Origin of the sequence: Desulfitobacterium hafniense DCB-2 (genome assembly GCF_000021925.1) — a bacterium.
In the GTDB taxonomy this organism is placed as follows: Bacteria; Bacillota; Desulfitobacteriia; order Desulfitobacteriales; family Desulfitobacteriaceae; genus Desulfitobacterium; species Desulfitobacterium hafniense.
Map to the genome: position 1 here is coordinate 1,223,246 of NC_011830.1, position 17,431 is coordinate 1,240,676.

At 44.9% G+C, this 17,431-nt stretch carries 15 protein-coding genes and 1 pseudogene; 14 read left to right on the forward strand and 2 right to left on the reverse strand.

The annotated features are described in order from the left end of the window. The first annotated feature begins 160 nt into the window (after positions 1-160). The 8 genes from DHAF_RS05680 (at position 161) to DHAF_RS05715 (ending at position 9,674) form a co-directional block, all read left to right on the forward strand. Positions 161-1,075, forward strand: a complete 915-nt coding sequence (locus DHAF_RS05680) for a class I SAM-dependent methyltransferase (protein ID WP_015943226.1) — start codon at positions 161-163, stop codon at positions 1,073-1,075. Positions 1,076-1,239: 164 nt separating this feature from the next. Next, complete coding sequence (locus tag DHAF_RS05685) at positions 1,240-1,614, forward strand: nuclear transport factor 2 family protein (RefSeq protein WP_005813674.1); 375 nt, start codon at positions 1,240-1,242, stop codon at positions 1,612-1,614. A gap of 154 nt (positions 1,615-1,768) precedes the next feature. Continuing rightward, positions 1,769-4,120 carry a hydratase gene (locus DHAF_RS05690; protein WP_015943227.1) on the forward strand — a complete coding sequence of 784 codons (2,352 nt, stop codon included), beginning with the start codon at positions 1,769-1,771 and terminating at the stop codon, positions 4,118-4,120. Positions 4,121-4,326: 206 nt separating this feature from the next. After that, the gene (pckA, locus tag DHAF_RS05695) at positions 4,327-5,868 is read left to right on the forward strand and encodes a phosphoenolpyruvate carboxykinase (ATP) (RefSeq protein ID WP_005813680.1); all 1,542 of its coding nucleotides are present in this window, start codon (positions 4,327-4,329) and stop codon (positions 5,866-5,868) included. Positions 5,869-5,998: 130 nt separating this feature from the next. Next, positions 5,999-6,961: a ComEC/Rec2 family competence protein gene (locus DHAF_RS05700; RefSeq protein WP_005813684.1), complete on the forward strand. Its 963-nt coding sequence runs from the start codon at positions 5,999-6,001 to the stop codon at positions 6,959-6,961. Positions 6,962-7,016: 55 nt separating this feature from the next. Beyond that, on the forward strand, positions 7,017-7,229 hold the full coding sequence (locus DHAF_RS05705) for a DUF3006 domain-containing protein (protein ID WP_011461676.1): 213 nt from the start codon (positions 7,017-7,019) through the stop codon (positions 7,227-7,229). Between the two features lie 104 nt (positions 7,230-7,333). Next, positions 7,334-8,740, forward strand: coding sequence for a peptidoglycan DD-metalloendopeptidase family protein (locus tag DHAF_RS05710; RefSeq protein ID WP_015943228.1), 1,407 nt, complete (start codon positions 7,334-7,336; stop codon positions 8,738-8,740). A gap of 28 nt (positions 8,741-8,768) precedes the next feature. Continuing rightward, positions 8,769-9,674 carry a uroporphyrinogen decarboxylase family protein gene (locus tag DHAF_RS05715; RefSeq protein ID WP_005813690.1) on the forward strand — a complete coding sequence of 302 codons (906 nt, stop codon included), beginning with the start codon at positions 8,769-8,771 and terminating at the stop codon, positions 9,672-9,674. A 101-nt stretch (positions 9,675-9,775) separates the two neighbouring features. Here the strand turns inward: DHAF_RS05715 and DHAF_RS05720 are convergent. Beyond that, positions 9,776-10,114: pseudogene (locus DHAF_RS05720) on the reverse strand (MarR family winged helix-turn-helix transcriptional regulator); the annotation flags it as partial. Positions 10,115-10,294: 180 nt separating this feature from the next. Here DHAF_RS05720 and DHAF_RS05725 point away from each other — a divergent pair. Continuing rightward, entirely contained in the window at positions 10,295-11,539 is a 1,245-nt protein-coding gene (locus tag DHAF_RS05725) for an IS4-like element ISDha2 family transposase (RefSeq protein WP_015943229.1), read from the forward strand. A gap of 606 nt (positions 11,540-12,145) precedes the next feature. Here DHAF_RS05725 and DHAF_RS05730 read toward each other — a convergent pair. After that, entirely contained in the window at positions 12,146-12,451 is a 306-nt protein-coding gene (locus tag DHAF_RS05730; RefSeq protein ID WP_011461672.1) for a zinc-ribbon domain containing protein, read from the reverse strand. Positions 12,452-12,763: 312 nt separating this feature from the next. Here DHAF_RS05730 and DHAF_RS05735 point away from each other — a divergent pair, with 312 nt between their 5' ends. From DHAF_RS05735 to DHAF_RS05755, 5 genes are all read left to right on the forward strand, one after another. Beyond that, entirely contained in the window at positions 12,764-13,099 is a 336-nt protein-coding gene (locus DHAF_RS05735) for a helix-turn-helix domain-containing protein (protein ID WP_015943230.1), read from the forward strand. A 29-nt stretch (positions 13,100-13,128) separates the two neighbouring features. Beyond that, entirely contained in the window at positions 13,129-14,622 is a 1,494-nt protein-coding gene (locus tag DHAF_RS05740; RefSeq protein ID WP_005813698.1) for a DUF1538 domain-containing protein, read from the forward strand. Further along, positions 14,612-15,277 (forward strand): P-II family nitrogen regulator, encoded by a 666-nt coding sequence (locus DHAF_RS05745; RefSeq protein ID WP_015943231.1) that lies wholly within the window; start codon positions 14,612-14,614, stop codon positions 15,275-15,277. The genes DHAF_RS05740 and DHAF_RS05745 overlap by 11 nt, the downstream gene beginning before the upstream one ends. A gap of 156 nt (positions 15,278-15,433) precedes the next feature. Continuing rightward, positions 15,434-15,877: an RrF2 family transcriptional regulator gene (locus DHAF_RS05750; protein ID WP_005813701.1), complete on the forward strand. Its 444-nt coding sequence runs from the start codon at positions 15,434-15,436 to the stop codon at positions 15,875-15,877. A gap of 214 nt (positions 15,878-16,091) precedes the next feature. After that, the gene (locus DHAF_RS05755) at positions 16,092-17,381 is read left to right on the forward strand and encodes a homocysteine synthase (protein ID WP_015943232.1); all 1,290 of its coding nucleotides are present in this window, start codon (positions 16,092-16,094) and stop codon (positions 17,379-17,381) included. Positions 17,382-17,431: the final 50 nt, after the last annotated feature.

The window sequence follows — 17,431 nt, forward strand, 5'->3', positions numbered from 1 at the left end:
ATTTTGTTCCCTGTGTAAAAAATAAAAAATCTGCCACAATATATGTGACAGAAATGTGAATTTCTTTGATTTCTTGTACTTAATGTACCATAAAATGAGAAAAATTACAAGCCTTGTACTGAGTAGGCTCCAGGTGTATTAAGTATATGAGGTGATTAAAATGGAACAGAAAAGTGTAACGGCACTGGTCAGCACATTTTCCAGGGCATACCACGCAGAGAACAATGAAGTGAAAATTTTTAATGACAGTATGGCAAGGCTCTTCTTAAGCGAAGAAGAATACGGACAAATATCGAAAAATATGGCGGAAGGTATTGGGTTTTTTAATCCGTCCTTTAAAGGGACACCGGATGAGGCTTTAAGATGGGTAGTGGATAATCAACTATCTCCTTCACCCCTTGGCAGAGCGGCATTTACAGAAAAAGCACTTTACGCTGCAGTGTCAAGCGGCGCAAGACAGTATCTGATTCTGGGTGCAGGGTATGACAGTTTTGCCTATCGCCAGCCTGCTTGGGCTAAGGAAATACAGATTTTTGAGATTGATCACCCAGCTACGGCAAAGGATAAAAGGGCTAAACTGGAAAAGGCCAAGCTAACCATACCCGATAATGTCCAATATATTACGGCCGATTTTATGAAACAAGAATGGCAGACGGCCTTGACTCAAAACATTAAATTTAATAAAAACCAAACCAGCTTTTGCAGTATTTTAGGCGTTGTCTATTATCTTTCGGTGCAAACATTTGTAGATCTGATTTCTGGGCTCAGTGCTCTTTTACCTGTGGGTAGTTCTATTGTATTTGACTATCCTGATGAAAACACCTACACCGACAAAGGGGGAGAACGGGCAAAAAAACAAGCGATGTTGGCAGCGACGGCCAATGAAAAAATGCTTGCCGGCTATTCTTATGAAGATATGGAGAATGTACTTTCCTCCCACGGGTTCTTGATATATGAGCATCTAACGCCTGGGGAAGTGACAGGACAATATTTTGAAGCCTACAATCACGCCAATCCTTTGCATCCGATGACTGCATTTGACAATGTGAATTATTGCCTTGCGGTAAGAAAATAAGCATAATCTTCACTTGAGAAGACTTTTTCCACTATTGTTCTCCAAAGACATACTTTCTCACAAGGAGGGTATGTCTTTTCTTATAAGATAAAGCGCAGTATTATGGATTCAGCGCTCGCATCCAAATCACATAGACAACAAAAATCTTACAAGGAGAAATATCAATGGATATAAACAAATTTGTAACTCAGTACTGGAATCATATTGCTACCCAGAACGAAGAAGAATTACCAAAGTATTTTCACGAAGATGCCTGTATCCGATGGCATAATACAAATGAGCAATTTAATGTCAAAGAATTTCTGAGAGCCAATTGTGATTATCCTGGAAGCTGGAGTGGCGAAGTTGAACGAATAGAACACATTGGCAATAGTGTGATTACTGTTACACGTGTTTGGTCAAAGGAAAATTCCTTTCATGTGGCTTCATTTTTTGAGATGAGCGAAGATAAGATAAAGGTCCTGGACGAATACTGGGGTGATGATGGCACAGCTCCTCAATGGAGAATAGATAAAAATATAGGCAAGCCGATTCGATAAGCTAGAGTTTGTTTTGGCAAAAAAGAGCAGGATAATCCTCATCAGGCGTTAAATATTGTATACATGGTGTAAAAAGGTTGATACTTATAAGAAATGTAGGTAAATTAAAACCATGCCTCAGCAGGAGGAAAAACCTAGAGTATGGAGGATGGACATGATACGTTTAATTGAAAACGGTATATACCTTATTCAAGGTAAGCAAGCCTTGGAGGTAAAAGATACAAATGTTCTTTGGGATCTTAATGGTCAGACCGTTGATCCGGAGCAGCTTTCCACGGAAGAATTCCCGGATCGTGAAAAGGCCCGTAAAAATACCATGGCTTATCAGATTCTCTCCCGGCATAATGCCTCCGGAAACATGGATGATCTGAAGATTCGCTTTGATGCCTTAACTTCTCATGACATCACCTATGTGGGGATTGTGCAGACGGCAAGGGCCAGCGGCTTGAAGGAATTCCCGATTCCCTATGTGCTGACCAACTGCCATAACAGTTTGTCGGCGGTGGGTGGAACCATCAACGAAGATGATCATGTCTTCGGTTTGTCTGCGGCTCAAAAATACGGCGGTATCTATGTTCCTGCCCATCAAGCGGTCATCCATCAATATATGAGGGAGATGATGACAGGCTGCGGCAGCATGATTCTGGGCTCGGACAGCCATACCCGTTACGGCGCCTTTGGCACCATGGGAGTGGGGGAAGGGGGACCGGAGCTGGTCAAGCAGCTTCTCAGCAAAACCTATGATGTGAAATATCCCGGTGTGGTGGCCATCTATCTGGAAGGCAAGCCCCGCCCTGGCGTAGGTCCCCAGGACGTAGCCCTGGCCATTATCGGAGCCGTCTTTAAGAATGGCTTTGTTAAGAATAAGGTCATGGAATTTGTGGGCCCCGGCATTGAGAATCTATCAGTGGACTTCCGCAGCGGTATTGATGTCATGACTACAGAAACCACTTGCTTAAGCTCCATTTGGACCACCGACGATCAAGTGAAGAAGTATTATGATATCCATGGCCGCAGTGAAGCTTATGCCAAGCTGGAGCCGGGAGAAGTGGCCTATTATGACGGTATGGTGGTGGTGGATTTAAGCAAAATCGTGCCCATGATCGCTATGCCTTTCCATCCCAGCAATACCTTTACCATTGCCGAGCTCAATGAGAACCCTTACGATATCCTTAAACAGGTGGAAGCAGAGGCAAGAAAGCAGCTGGATAATCCCCGGATTAAGTTCAATCTGACGGATCGGATCGTCAAGGGCCGGCTCCATGTGGATCAGGCCATCGTGGCAGGCTGTGCCGGCGGAAGCTTTGAAAACATTATGGATGTGGCCGCTATCCTGGACAGCCAATCGGTGGGGAACGACTACCTGTCCTTCAGCGTCTATCCTTCCAGCCAGCCCATTTATTATGAACTCATTAAGCGGGGCGCTATCGGCAAGCTGATGCAGGCCGGAACACTGATCAAGACAGCTTTCTGCGGTCCTTGCTTTGGAGCCGGGGATGTGCCTGCCAACGGCCAATTCAGCATTCGTCATACCACGAGGAACTTCCCTAACCGGGAAGGCTCCAAACCCGGAGAACTGCAGATATCTTCAGTTGCCTTGATGGACGCACGTTCTATTGCCGCCACAGTGATTCGCGGTGGCCGGCTGACCCCGGCGACGGAGATTGATTTTACTCCCGCAGAAGCTGATTATGAATTTAATGCCGATATCTATGCCAAGAGAGTGTATCAAGGTTTCGGCAAACCCCTCCTTAAGTCGGAATTGAAGTTCGGCCCCAATATTGCCGACTGGCCGGAGATGATTGCCCTCCCCGAGAATATTCTCTTGAAATTTGCGGCTGTCATTCACGATCCTGTCACCACCACCGATGAGTTGATTCCTTCGGGAGAAACCTCCTCTTACCGCTCCAACCCTCTGCGACTTGCAGAATTTACCCTTTCCCGGAAAGAGCCTCAGTATGTGGAACGTGCCAAAGGGGTGCAAGCCTTGGAGAAAGAACGCCGCAGCCTGGTGGCCGGTGCCAAGGATTTGACCGGCCTGAGCGACGGTTTGCGCGGGTTGGGAGAGCGAATCCTTCAGGCGGCCCCTGCTTATACCCAGCTGCAGGAGGCACTGGCCAATACCGGGATCGGTACAGTGATCTATGCCGTGAAGCCTGGGGATGGTTCAGCCCGGGAGCAGGCTGCATCCTGTCAGAAGGTCCTGGGAGGATGGGCCAATATTGCTCAGGAGTACGCTACCAAACGTTACCGGAGCAACCTGATCAACTGGGGAATGTTGCCCTTTACCTGGGATAATGACCCTGAGATCGTTTTCCATGTGGATGATGTGCTTTTTGTCCCGGGAATTCGCCAGAGCATCATCAGTGAAGCCGAAACGGTTACAGGGCAGTTGTTTACTGCTCATGGGATTAAAGAGGTTAAGCTTCAGCTCAATCCGCTGACTCAGGACGAGAGAGAGATTATCCTCCAGGGAAGCCTTATTAACTACTATGCCGCCAACTGAAGCTGCCTCATTCCGATGAGATAATAGAAAAAAACTATGCAGAGCCTGGTGAAAGCCAGCCGCGCTGCATAGTTTTTTCGTATATTAATCATCAAAAATGAAAAAATGGGTGCCAAATTCCATGCGCTACTGCTATAATGGTGAATGTGTATTGCACGTCCCATGTATTTTGTATATTTTAATCACGGAAAAGGAGCAGCGTTATCATGGATCAAATTGTTCATCATAATTTAGAGGTATCAGAATTAGTTGACATGGCCCTTGAGCGTGGAGAAGGTACTCTTGCTTCCAGTGGAGCATTTCGTGTAAGTACGGGGAAATATACCGGACGTTCCCCTCTCGATAAATTTATCGTCGATGAACCTTCGGTCCATGAGCGGATCGATTGGGGCTCAGTGAACCGCCCTATTGCCCAGGAATACTTTGAGAAGCTTTATGATGAAGTCCAAGCCTATCTAGAAGCTAAAGAAGAAGTGTTTATTTTTGATGGCTTTGCCGGGGCAGATGAAGAATACCGGCTTCCCATCCGGGTCATCAATGAGTTCGCCTGGCAAAATCTCTTTGTACACCAACTCTTTATTCGCCCCACCCCAGAGGAATTAGATAACCATCAAGCCCAGTTTACGATTATTGCTGTCCCCAGCTTTAAAGCCGATCCGGAAGTCCATGGAACCCATTCCGAGGCCTTTATCATTTGCTCCTTCGAAAAGCGGGTGGTATTGATTGGGGGGACCCATTATGCCGGCGAGATGAAGAAATCCATTTTCAGCGTCATGAACTACTATTTGCCTTTAAGGGAAGTCATGCCCATGCATTGTTCGGCCAATATCGGTGCGGATGGGGATGTAGCCCTGTTCTTTGGTTTATCCGGAACGGGAAAGACCACCCTTTCCGCCGATCCGGAGCGCTGTTTAATCGGTGATGATGAGCATGGCTGGTCAAAAAACGGGGTCTTTAATTTTGAAGGGGGCTGCTATGCCAAATGCATCAACCTTTCCGAGGAAAAAGAACCGCAGATTTGGCAGGCCATCCGCTTTGGAACGGTTCTGGAAAACGTCGTTCTTCATCCGGACACCCAGGTTGCCGATTATGACGATGCCACACTGACGGAAAATACACGGGCGGCTTACCCCATCGACTATATCGAAGGAGCCGTAATCCCCGGTGTAGGGGGACAGCCTAAGGTGATTGTTTTCCTCACGGCGGACGCCTTTGGCGTATTGCCTCCCATCGCCAAACTCACCAAGGAACAAGCGATGTATCATTTCTTATCCGGATATACCTCCAAGCTGGCCGGAACTGAGCGGGGAATTACAGAGCCACAGGCGACTTTTTCCACCTGCTTTGGTGCTCCCTTCCTTCCTTTGGCACCCCAAGTGTATGCGGAAATGCTGGGAGAGAGAATCGACACCTATGGTACACGGGTCTATCTGGTCAATACCGGTTGGTCCGGCGGCGCTTACGGGGTGGGCAAGCGTATCAAACTGGGCTATACCCGGGCGATGATTACGGCAGCCCTCCAGGGCACTTTGGAGCAGGCTGAATTCACCGCTGATCCGAATTTTGGCGTCCTGGTTCCTGACCATGTGGAAGGGGTACCCAGTGAGGTTTTAAATCCAAGATTGACCTGGCAGAATAAAGAGGCTTATGATATCAATGCCAGGGAACTGGCTCAGCGCTTCCAAAAGAACTTCGAGCAATTTGCCCAGACTGCTGAAGAAATCCGCCAGGCCGGGCCGAAAGCTTAATAAGAAGCTCCTGAATGGTGTGGAGCCTTCAGGAGCTTCTTTGGGTTGTATATAGAGATAAGATAGATGTACATAGAGATAAGAGAGTAGAAGTTTTAATTATTCCAAAAGATAGAAGAAGAGGGATGCTGTGAAAGGTTATAAGATAGGGAGCTTTCTTTTAGTTCTCCTATTGTCAATATTGTTAATAGGCTGCGCAGACTTGGCGAATCCTAATCCTCAGAACTCTCAGGATCAGAGGAACAGCGTTAAAGAAGGGCAAAACCCCGGAAGTTTCTTAGGGAAAGATAACGCGGATACTAAGGCTTTGCAGGTAAGCTTTATCGATGTAGGTCAAGCCGATTCAGCCCTGATTCAGATTCCCAACGGCAAAAATATACTGATCGATGCCGGCAATAATGCCGATGCCGAGTTCTTAATCAAGTATCTCCAAGACCGAGGGATTGAGGAAATTCATATCCTGATTGGAACTCATCCTCATGAGGATCACATCGGAGGATTGGATAAGGTTATCGAGAAGTTTAAGATCGGGCAGGTGATTATGCCCAAGGTGACCAGCACTACCAGGACCTTTGAGGATGTTTTGCTGGCTGTCCAGGAGAAAGGCTTGAAAATCAAGGAAGGGAAGGCCGGAGTCCAGTTGGATTTAGGGCCTCTTGAGGAAGGCATGCCTGCCGTTTCAGCAGAAATCCTTGCCCCTCTGTCCGGCCAATATGAGGACATGAACAATTACAGCATCGTCCTGCGCTTAGTCTATGGACCCCATGCCTTTCTCTTTACGGGAGATGCGGAAGATGTCTCGGAAAAAGAAATGCTGGCCGCTGGTGTAAATCTAAAGGCTGATGTCCTGAAAGTAGGTCATCACGGCAGTAAATCATCGACGACGAAAGATTTTCTCGCTGCTGTAGCTCCCAAGTATGCTATTATCTCTGTAGGGAAGGATAACAGCTATGGTCACCCAACAGAAACTGTTCTTAAACGGTTAAGCGATGCAGGGATTGGTATTTACAGAACCGATCAAGTCGGGACCATAACAGTGACTGCCAATGGTTCCGCACTCACATTTGCCACAACAACCCATGAGGTTCAATAAGCCAAGAGAAAACTGCCTGAAGGATCTTTGCATCTTAGAAAGGAGTTGCCTGAAAATGAAAGGAATTATTGATCGTTTTGAAGGTGAGTTTGCGGTGATTGAACAAGAAGATCGGGTTATCATCAATGTTCCCCGTCATGCTCTGCCCAGAGAAGCCAAGGAAGGGGACAGTTTGGTTTTAAGCAATGGAGAGTATCTGATTGATCCTTCCGAAACCGCAAAAAGGAAAAAAAGAATTGAAGAATTAAGTCGAGAATTGTGGGAATAGATAATTTCTTAGGAGTGAAACAGAAAAAATTTAAAGATTTTCACAAAATCATCACAACCATCCTGTATAATAGTTTTGAGTTGTTTGTGTAATAGGAGGTAAGTATGCGGCCTGTGAAAATCAAGCTAGAGCCAAAAATCTGGATTGAATCCTTGAATAAACTACCATGGAAGTCTCCCAAAATGATTGGCGGAGCCTTAGCCGTCCTACTGGCGCTGGGAGGCGGAGGATATTATCTTAATACCACAGCTCCTGCGGCCTATGTAGTCATTAATGGTGAAACGGTGGGTATAGTGGAAAGCGTCAACAACGGAGAAAAGCTGCTGGAGCAAGTCCTTGATGAAGAAGGAGCTCCTGTCGGAGAGGTCGCCAAGACCCATGACCAAATCGAATATACTACGGCACGAATCGATAATGGCTATACTCCCTTAACCAAAGAGGAGCTTAAAGGCAAGCTGTCTTTCTTTATTGAAGCGGTGGAATTAAAAATAGCAGACCATCCCATGTTCACTTTAGCGAGCCAGGCGGAAGCGGATAAGCTTTTAAAAGCCTACGAGGAAATGTACGTCAAAGAAGATGAGAATAATAAATTGACTGCGGTAACCTTTGAAGAAGAGGTTGAAATTCAGGATGTAGAAGCTTTGCCTGAAGCAATTACCACCGTGGCAGAAGCCTTGGAGGTGCTGAAACAGGGCAATGTGCAAAAAGAAGAGTATGTGGTGGAAGAAAACGATTCCTGGTGGTTGATCGCCCGTAAGAATGACTTGAAAACCGTGGAAGTTCTTGCCGCTAACCCCGGAGCAACCCTCGATACCATCATTAAGCCCGGAGAAAAAATTGCGATTGAGAAGGTCAGTCCCTATCTTACCGTCGTCTTTGAGGGAACCAAGACGGCGACCGAAACTATACCCTTTGATGTGGAGACCAAGGTTGACAATAAATTAGCCAGCGGTACATCGAAAGTTACCAAAGCCGGAGCCGACGGTGAAAAGGTTGTTACATATTCGTATGTGCAGAAGAATGATAAAATTGTCACAAAGACTATCGTAGATGAGAAAGTGACTAAGGAAGCGGTGTCCCAAGTGGTGACTAAGGGGCCTCAACGTGTTCAGGTAGCCAGCGCTTCCCGGGGTAGCGGTTTAGTGCCGGCCTTAGTAAGACCTTACGGAGGCTATGTCAGTTCCTATTATGGATACCGCGGCAGCGAGTTCCATACAGGCATTGATTATGCGGGATCCAGCGGTGATCCCTTTGTGGCCGCGGCCGCCGGGACAGTCGTTGCGGCAGGCAGGCAAGGCAACTATGGGAATTGCATTTTGGTTGACCATGGTAATGGCATCCAAACCCGTTATGCTCATGCTTCTAAAATACTGGTTAAGGTGGGGCAATCCGTTTCTCAGGGTGAGACCATTGGTTTGGTCGGTTCCACAGGCCGTTCCACAGGCTCCCACCTCCATTTTGAAATCATCGTCAATGGCGATACCGTAAATCCTGCCAACTACGTGAGATAATACGGAGTGTAAGTTGCTCGGAGGGAATATGACGAAGATTGAAAGGGTCTTGGCAATGATAGATGGGGAGGCAGTGGATAAGCTTCCCAAGGGGGAGTTCTTTGTTGAGGATGGCCTGGTTGCCAAACTTCTTCAACAGTCCTCCTTCCCCAGCCCGCCCCCCCTTGACCTTGAGGCGAGGATGAAGGCCTATGAATTATTAGGCCTTGATGCCCTTGTTTTTATGGCCGATTCCCAAAAGCCGGATAAACCATGGGCAGAACTGCAACAGTGGCAAGAGGAAAGTGATTTTTTCCTCTTTGCTTTGCTTGACGGTCCTTTTCAGGGTGTGGGACATGGTTATGCCGATTTTACAGCTTTCCTGATGGATACGGTGAGAGATCAAGAAAAAATTGCAGAGCTTGTCAAGGAGTCGATGCAAAAGAGTCTGGAGCTGGGCAGGAAGGCTATCGCTTCCGGGGCTCATGGAATTTTGATCGCTGATGATATCGCCTATAACCGTGGACTATATATTTCCCCCCGGATTATGCGGGAGATATTTTTTCCGTACCTTAAGGAACTCCTGCAGAGTTTGCGCCGCACATCCCGGGAATTGGCAGGGAGAGAGCTGCCGATCTTCTTACATTCAGATGGGGATATCCGGCTTATTCTCCAGGATTTAAAGGAAATGGGCTTTAAGGGGATTCATTCCTTGGAGTCTGTCATGGATCTTGCGGAAGTCAGAGAAGCCGTAGGCAGGGATATGTGTCTTATGGGCGGGTATGGGCTGGACTGGTTTGAGGCCGGTGGAGTCCCCAAGGTGGATGAATTATTAAGGACGGTCCTGCCTGGGAGCTATATCTTTGGCAGCAGTGCCGGAATCCTTGATGAGAATCTTTCCCCCGGGGCAGTCTTGGAGGTATATCGTTATGTTGATGGGCTAAAGTGTATTTGATATATGTTAAATACATGAAGAAGACCATAGAAAGAGGGCTGACTTTAGGATTGTCCAATCCTGAAGTCAGCCCTCTTTGGGGTGAGTAATGATTAATTTCACTAGTTAAGAGCGGAAAGATTATCGATAACCTTATCTAAGACTCTGATACAAACTGTTAAATCCTCGAGGTCAATCCCTTGAGTGGTTTCTTCGTTTGTTTTGTCTCCCATAGCCATAAGTCCATCTTTAAGATTTCTTCCGGTCTCCGTAAGATAAATGAGATTCGTCCGCCGATCATGAGGATGCCTGGTTCTGACCACCAGGTTATGTTTTTCCATAGTGTTGATGATCCTGGAAACGCTGGGCTCATCTTTATTGCTGCTCAGAGCCAAACTGTTTTGAGTCTGGCCGTCTTCCCGCCATAAATAGAGGAGTAATCTCCATTGTTCTATTGTAACTCAGTAGCGTTGCATAAAGCTAACAACAAAAATGTCAAAGCTCAAATTTAGCTAAATTTAAGCAAATAGACCCGAAATCAGCGTATATTCCTGATTATCACTGTAAATACACATAAAAAATCCTTATAATAAGAGATAGGGTAGTCCTTGCCCAAATCTCAAATTATAAGGAGATTTAAAATGCAGGACAAGGATACTACGCATTCCACATTTATGCAAGCCTTTCAGCCGCTTTTTTCAAAAGATTTATGGAAAGATATCCATCAGCAGGTCCCAGACCTCGATCGCAGGACCCAAAAACTAAAGACAAATCAACTCACTCTCCTCATTAGTAACGCACAACTTCAAGAATACAGAGCTTTACGAAAGATCAGTACGAGCGTTCTAAGTGACAATCTTGGTCAAGCCATCGGTTTAAAGAGCATTAGTCACAGTCAGATTTCTCGAAGGTTAAAGACTTTGCCTACTAAGGTTTCGGAAATGCTCTTTAGGCGCACTTTACACAAAGTAGCTCAAAAGCAAGGGTATGGGAAGATTCGGCAGCAACTCGGTAAATTGTACATGATTGACGCATCGACTATCAGCCTATGCCTTTCCCGTTATCCCTGGGCCGTGTTCAGAAAGAGCAAAGCCGGTGTAAAAATACATCTACGCTTAAGCTTTGATGGAATAGCTCTACCCGATGAAGTGGTCATTACCCCAGCCAAAATAGCCGATCGCAAGAAGCTGGATGAACTTATTGTTGAAGATAAGGATGCCCTCAATATTTTTGATCGAGGTTATGTGGACTACGAGCTATTTGATGATTACTGCGAAAAAGGGATACGCTTTGTTACTCGTCTCAAAAACAACGCAATCATGGAGTTTACAGGCGTTGAGCGTCCCGTAGAAGAAGATGGGATTATCGAGGAAGACGTGGATATCATCCTAGGAACAGGTTCCCGAAAAATGAAGCATACCCTCCGGGAAGTGACCATAGATGATACCATCAACGAACCCTTTACGATCTTGACCAATGATTTTGAACTAAGTGCCGAAGAACTGGGTGAGATCTATCGTTATCGCTGGCAGATTGAATTGTTCTTTAAATGGCTCAAGCAGCACGCTCAAATTAAACACTTTTACGGTACAAGCGAAACCGCAGTAACCAACCAAATTCTATTAGCACTGATGACTTATTGTTCTTTAATGCTGCTTAAACTTGAAGTGGAATATCCAAGAGACTTGCTCACCTTGCAAAGACTACTGATTACCTGTCTCTTTGAGAGCTATGAGGAGTTTTTAGAAAAACTCCGACGACGAAGAAGGAAAGCTGCCAAAAGGATTAACCATGAAAAGATCTACCAAATGACAGAGCATTACATCATCACTGAGGAAGACACAGGATGGTTAAATGACTTGATATATGACCCTGTGATTCTGTGAGATAATATGTGTAAAAATGTGGAAAAGGGCTATCTGTTGCCTGGTCTTTCTTTGGACTGAGGGGAGTAAACTCGGATGGTTGTATACACCAATTATGATAAATAATTGAAGGAGACCTGAGGCGAATTTTCCCTTGACAGTAACCATCTTAATTTAATGCAACGCTACTGATTGTAACTTCAAAATCATGTTCTTTGAAGTTGTGACTCAATCGCTGGGCAATAAGACGTGCTGCCTTATTCAGATGAAATCCGAACGATCTTGCAGTATATTCATGAAACGTTGGCATAATAAAACCTCACAATATTGTTCCTTATGGCTCTATCATACCTATTTTTTGTTGCATAAGCAAGTAACTTGTGAATAAATTCATAGAAAGTTAACATTTATTTTTTATATAGCATAAATAATAATATTTAATATAGCTAAAAATTAATATATTATTTTTTGTAATTAGAATAAATATCTTTTTCGAATTAGTTAATAGAATAAAATCAATCGGAAGAATGGGCGGATTGGAAAGGCAACCGAAGGAGAAAGAGATAGTATATAAAAAGAACTCTGAGTAATGACTCAAAGTTCTTCATTGACGATGTACGCTATAGATTACCAGTTGCTGCGCTTACGTGGGGTGTAGCAATCACGGCAATAGACAGGTTTGTCACCCGTAGGTTGAAAAGGAACTGTCGTTTCTTTTCCGCAGGATGAACAAGTAGCGGGGAACATTTCCCGTTGTGGGCGGGAAGAATATCCACCACCGTTACGATTTTGAGCTTTTCTGGCAGAACGGCAGGAAGGGCAGCGGCCAGGCTCATTTGTAAAGCCTTTTTCTGCGTAGAATTCTTGCTCTGAGGCAGAGAAGACAAATTCTGCGCCACAATCTTTACAGGATAGAACTTTGTCTGCAAACATTTAAAAAAAACCTCCAAGATTTAAATTCCACCCGTCGTATGGGAAGTGTCCTGCTCCCCAAAGCCACAGGCAATCGAGAAGGTTTTCATCCACAAGAACTAACGAGTTTCTTCCATTATACCTAATCTTTGTAAGGTAGTCAATAATTGTATGGAATAGTTTCAATATAATCAATCTTTAAAATGTCCTGATATATATCCTTTTGTCACCATTTTGGTATGACTTGGTGACAAAAGGATACAGAGGGTGATATAATTATTAAGTTATTATTAAAAACATTTTCTTTATTTAACCCAAAAAGAGGTGCTGAAATTGGTCGATCTAGGCCATTATATTTGGGCTCAGCGAGTGGCGCGTAAAATTTCTCTGCGCAAACTTGCGGAGCTTGCCCGGCTGAGCCATACGGAGATTTACCGTTTGGAAAATGGGGAGCGGAAGCATCCCTCACCCTGTGTGCTGAAATCGATTGCTCTCGCCCTGGATTTAAGCTACAACGAGCTGATGAAAGCGGCGGGGTATCTGGAAGATAGTTCACTTAATGAAGGTCATCCCCAAAAAATCGATTGTGGAGATCTTTCGCAAAATGAAATCGAGGAGGTGGAGAAGTTTATTGAATACCTGCGTTATAAGCGTGCCAAGACGCAATAAGACATAGATAGAAGGGTAGTGAAGTTTATTTGAATGTACTTTTAGAGAAATTAAAAGAAGTATTAATATCCGTCGTCCCGATCATCATTCTTGTATTGGTTCTAAATTTCACAATTATTCCCATGGAACCTTTATTGGTCTTCCGATTTCTTCTCGGGGCATTATTAATCGTTTTGGGGTTAGCTATTTTCCTTTTTGGAGTGGATATAGGAATTAGTAAAATAGGGACTCTGATGGGAGGAGCTTTAACGAAGAGCAACAAATTGTGGATTGTTGTGGCGGCAGGTTTAGTATTGGGATTTTTTATATCTATTGCTGAACCTGATCTGCATATCCTTGCCGGGCAAGTGGATATGGTCACTTCAGGGGTTATAGCGAAGCTGAGCATTGTTGTGGTGGTTTCTATTGGGATTGCTGTTATGCTCACAACTGGCTTAGTCCGAATAATATATAATATTCCTTTGTATAAGTTACTCACGGTTCTCTATTTGATCATCCTGGGCTTGAGTTTTTTCACCTCCTCGGAATTTCTGGCGATCTCTTTTGACGCCTCCGGGGCAACTACCGGAGCGCTGACTGTGCCTTTCATGCTGGCTTTGGCTTTGGGGGTTTCATCTTTAAAAAAGGATGGCAAGGCTTCGGAAAAAGACAGCTTCGGTCTTGTAGCCGTTACTTCGGCCGGCGCAATTATTGCCGTCATGATCATGAGCATCCTATCCAAGCAGGATGAGATCACAGGGAGCCTTCAGGAGTCCGTTCAGGTCTCGTCCTCCCTTTTGGCACCATTTATTAATAAACTTCCCGTCGTAGCATTTGAAATCTTCATAGCCTTACTGCCCATAATGTTTATGTTTTTCTTATTTCAAAAAATCTCCTTTAAATTATCTTCAAAGGCTTACCGTAAAGTATTAAAGGGTTTAGTTTATACTTTTATCGGATTGGTTCTGTTTCTGACAGGAGTTAATGCAGGTTTTATGGAGGTTGGCAGCAAGATTGGCTATAATGTAGCCGTTTTAGATAGTAAATGGATCATTGTCGTCATCGGCTTTATTCTTGGTTTGGTAGTCATTTTGGCAGAGCCTGCAGTTTATGTCTTGACACATCAAATAGAAGATGTTACAAGTGGATATGTAAAGAGACCGGTGGTTTTGATAGCTCTTTCCATTGGAGTTGCCTTTGCGGTTTCATTATCGATGATTCGAATCTTGATCCCAGGACTTCAGTTATGGCATTTCCTTTTGCCGGGTTATGTGGTCTCCATCCTTATGATGTATTTTGTGCCGAAATTATTTGTAGGAATGGCTTTTGATGCAGGGGGGGTTGCTTCTGGACCGATGACAGCAACATTTATCCTGGCTTTTGCCCAAGGTGCCGCTGAAGCTATTGAAGGGGCTAATGTCATGGTGGATGGTTTCGGCGTAATTGCCATGGTTGCCATGACTCCAATTATTGCTTTACAAACGTTAGGTTTTATTTTTAAGATGAAATCGGTGAAGGAAGGATTAAAGGAAAATGAAGCTTAGCTCTGATGGAAAGGAATTTGAGTTAATTTGCTTCGTCGTCAATTTTGGCGTTGGCAGCAAAGTAATCAAACTTGCCAAACAGTGTGGAATATCCGGAGGAACGATTTTCTTAGGGCGAGGCACGGTCAATCATCCGATTCTAAAGTTTTTGGATTTGACGGATATCCGCAAAGAAATTGTGCTGATGCTCGGAGAAAAAAGCACAGCTGAGTATGCCTTAAAAGTGATTAATGAGAAATTAGCGCTGCATAAACCGAATCACGGCATTGCCTTTACAACTACGGTGAGGGGGTTTGTAGGCCGTCATTTTTCCTTTCGCAGTGAACAAGAAAGTCGAGGTGCAGAAATTCCTATGTATCATGCCATTTATACTGTAGTGGACAGAGGTAAGGCTGAAGAGGTCATAGAGGCAGCGACGAAAGCCGGCTCAAGAGGTGGAACCATCATCAATGCCCGTGGCTCAGGAATTCACGAGACTCACACCTTGTTCTCCATGGCTATCGAACCGGAAAAGGAAATTGTCATGATCCTGGCGGAGAGCCAAACCACAGAGGCTATCGTCACGGCTATACGCAATGAACTTCATATTGAACAACCGGGGAATGGGATTATTTTTGTTCTCGATGTGACTCAGACTTATGGATTAAGGCAGTAACCGCCGGCATAATAGGTGAACAAAGGGCTTTCCCCTGAAGCATCAAGCTTTAGGGGAAAGCCCTATTATTCTCAGAGCAGGGTTTGACAAAGTATGGAATCCGTATTACATTAAAACTAAACCCATCTGAATTCTTAAGCTTGGAGTGTTAAAGGAATGAAAATATCAACAAAAGGCAGATACGGGCTGCGGGCATTACTGGATTTGGCCGTTCATTCCCGAGGAGAACATGTGCCCCTTTCCAATATTGCTGAACGACAAAATATCTCTGAGAACTATTTAGAGCAGGTTTTTTCCGCATTGCGCAAGGCGGGGATCATCAATAGTGTAAAAGGGGCTCAGGGCGGTTATGTCTTGGCGGACAAAGCGGCTGAGATTAAAGTCGGCACAATTCTCAGAGTCCTGGAAGGAGAATTATCCGTTGCCAATGAAGAACTGCCTCAGGAAGGCGGGGTAAGCATCCAGGAGTGTATTCAAGTTAAGGTGTGGGATCAGATGACTGAGCGCATTAATGAATTGGTGGATTCGCTGACCTTAGAGGATCTTGTTCACGAATATAATGTGATGAGCGGCCATAGCGGCATCATGTACTATATCTAAAGCAACAGCCTTCTGAGCTTTTTCAGAAGGTTGTTCTTTATTCTCTTCTTAAAAACTGTTAGAATATAGATTAAATAAATAATAAAAAATTATATAATACATCAGGTTTTTTCTATTGACAAAAGAGGTGAATGAACTTAAACTTTATTAAAGTAGAGTAAACATATTTGATTACTTTGAGAATGCGCCAGATTGAGGGTAAAGGAGCGATATGATGAGCGAGAGACAATTAAAATTTGATACCCTACAGGTCCATGGAGGGCAAACGGCCGATCCTACCACAGGTTCAAGGGCTGTACCTATTTACCAGACTTCATCCTACGTCTTTGCTAATGCGGAACATGCGGCCAATTTATTTGGCTTAAAAGAAACCGGGAATATCTATACACGGATCATGAATCCCACCACCGATGTTTTCGAGCAGCGGATCGCCGCCTTGGAGGGTGGAGTGGGAGCATTGGCCGTCGCTTCGGGTTCGGCTGCAGTTACCTATGCCATTTTAAATATTGCCGGAGTGGGAGATGAGATTGTCTCAGCCAGTACCCTTTATGGAGGAACTTACAATCTTTTTTCAACAACCTTGCCTAAGCTGGGGATTAAGACGGTATTCGTCCATCCTGATGATCCGGAGAATTTTCGCAAAGCGGTTACCGAAAAAACGAAGGCTCTCTATATTGAAACTATAGGCAATCCGGGCATTAATCTTATCGATATTGAGGCTGTGGCTCAGATCGCTCATGAATATGGAGTGCCCTTAATCGTTGATAATACCTTTGGTACACCTTATCTGATTCGCCCGTTTGAGTTTGGGGCGGATATTGTAGTCCATTCAGCGACCAAGTTCATCGGGGGACACGGAACCTCCATCGGTGGGATTATTGTGGATTCAGGAAAATTTGATTGGGCCGGCAGCGGCCGATTCCCGGGCTTAACTGAGCCGGATGCCAGCTACCATGGCTTAAACTATGCGGAAGCATTGGGACCGGCAGCCTATATCACCAAAGCCAGGGTGCAGCTCTTGCGGGATACGGGAGCAGCCTTGAGTCCGTTTAATTCCTTCCTGTTCCTCCAAGGGCTGGAGACTCTTTCCCTTCGGGTGGAAAGGCATGTGGCCAATACGAAAAAAATCGTGGATTTCTTGAGCAATCATCCTCAGGTGGCCTGGGTAAACTATCCCAGCCTTAAAGAGAGTAAATACTATGAACTCGCTCAAAAATATCTTCCCAAAGGTGCGGGTTCCATCTTTACCTTTGGTATTAAGGGCGGGATCGAGGCCGGCAAGAAGTTTATTGACAGCCTGGAAATCTTCTCCTTGCTGGCTAATGTAGCCGATGCCAAGTCATTGGTCATTCACCCGGCCAGCACCACTCATGCTCAGTTATCGGAAGAGGATCTGGTGGCGGCAGGAGTTACCCCGGATATGGTCAGGCTCTCCATTGGTATAGAAGATGCAGAGGATCTCATCTATGATCTCGAGCAGGCCCTAAGAAAAGCCGCCGGCTGAGAATAGGAAGTGTGTTATTCATGATGCTTGAATAAGGAAAGAAAATTGCC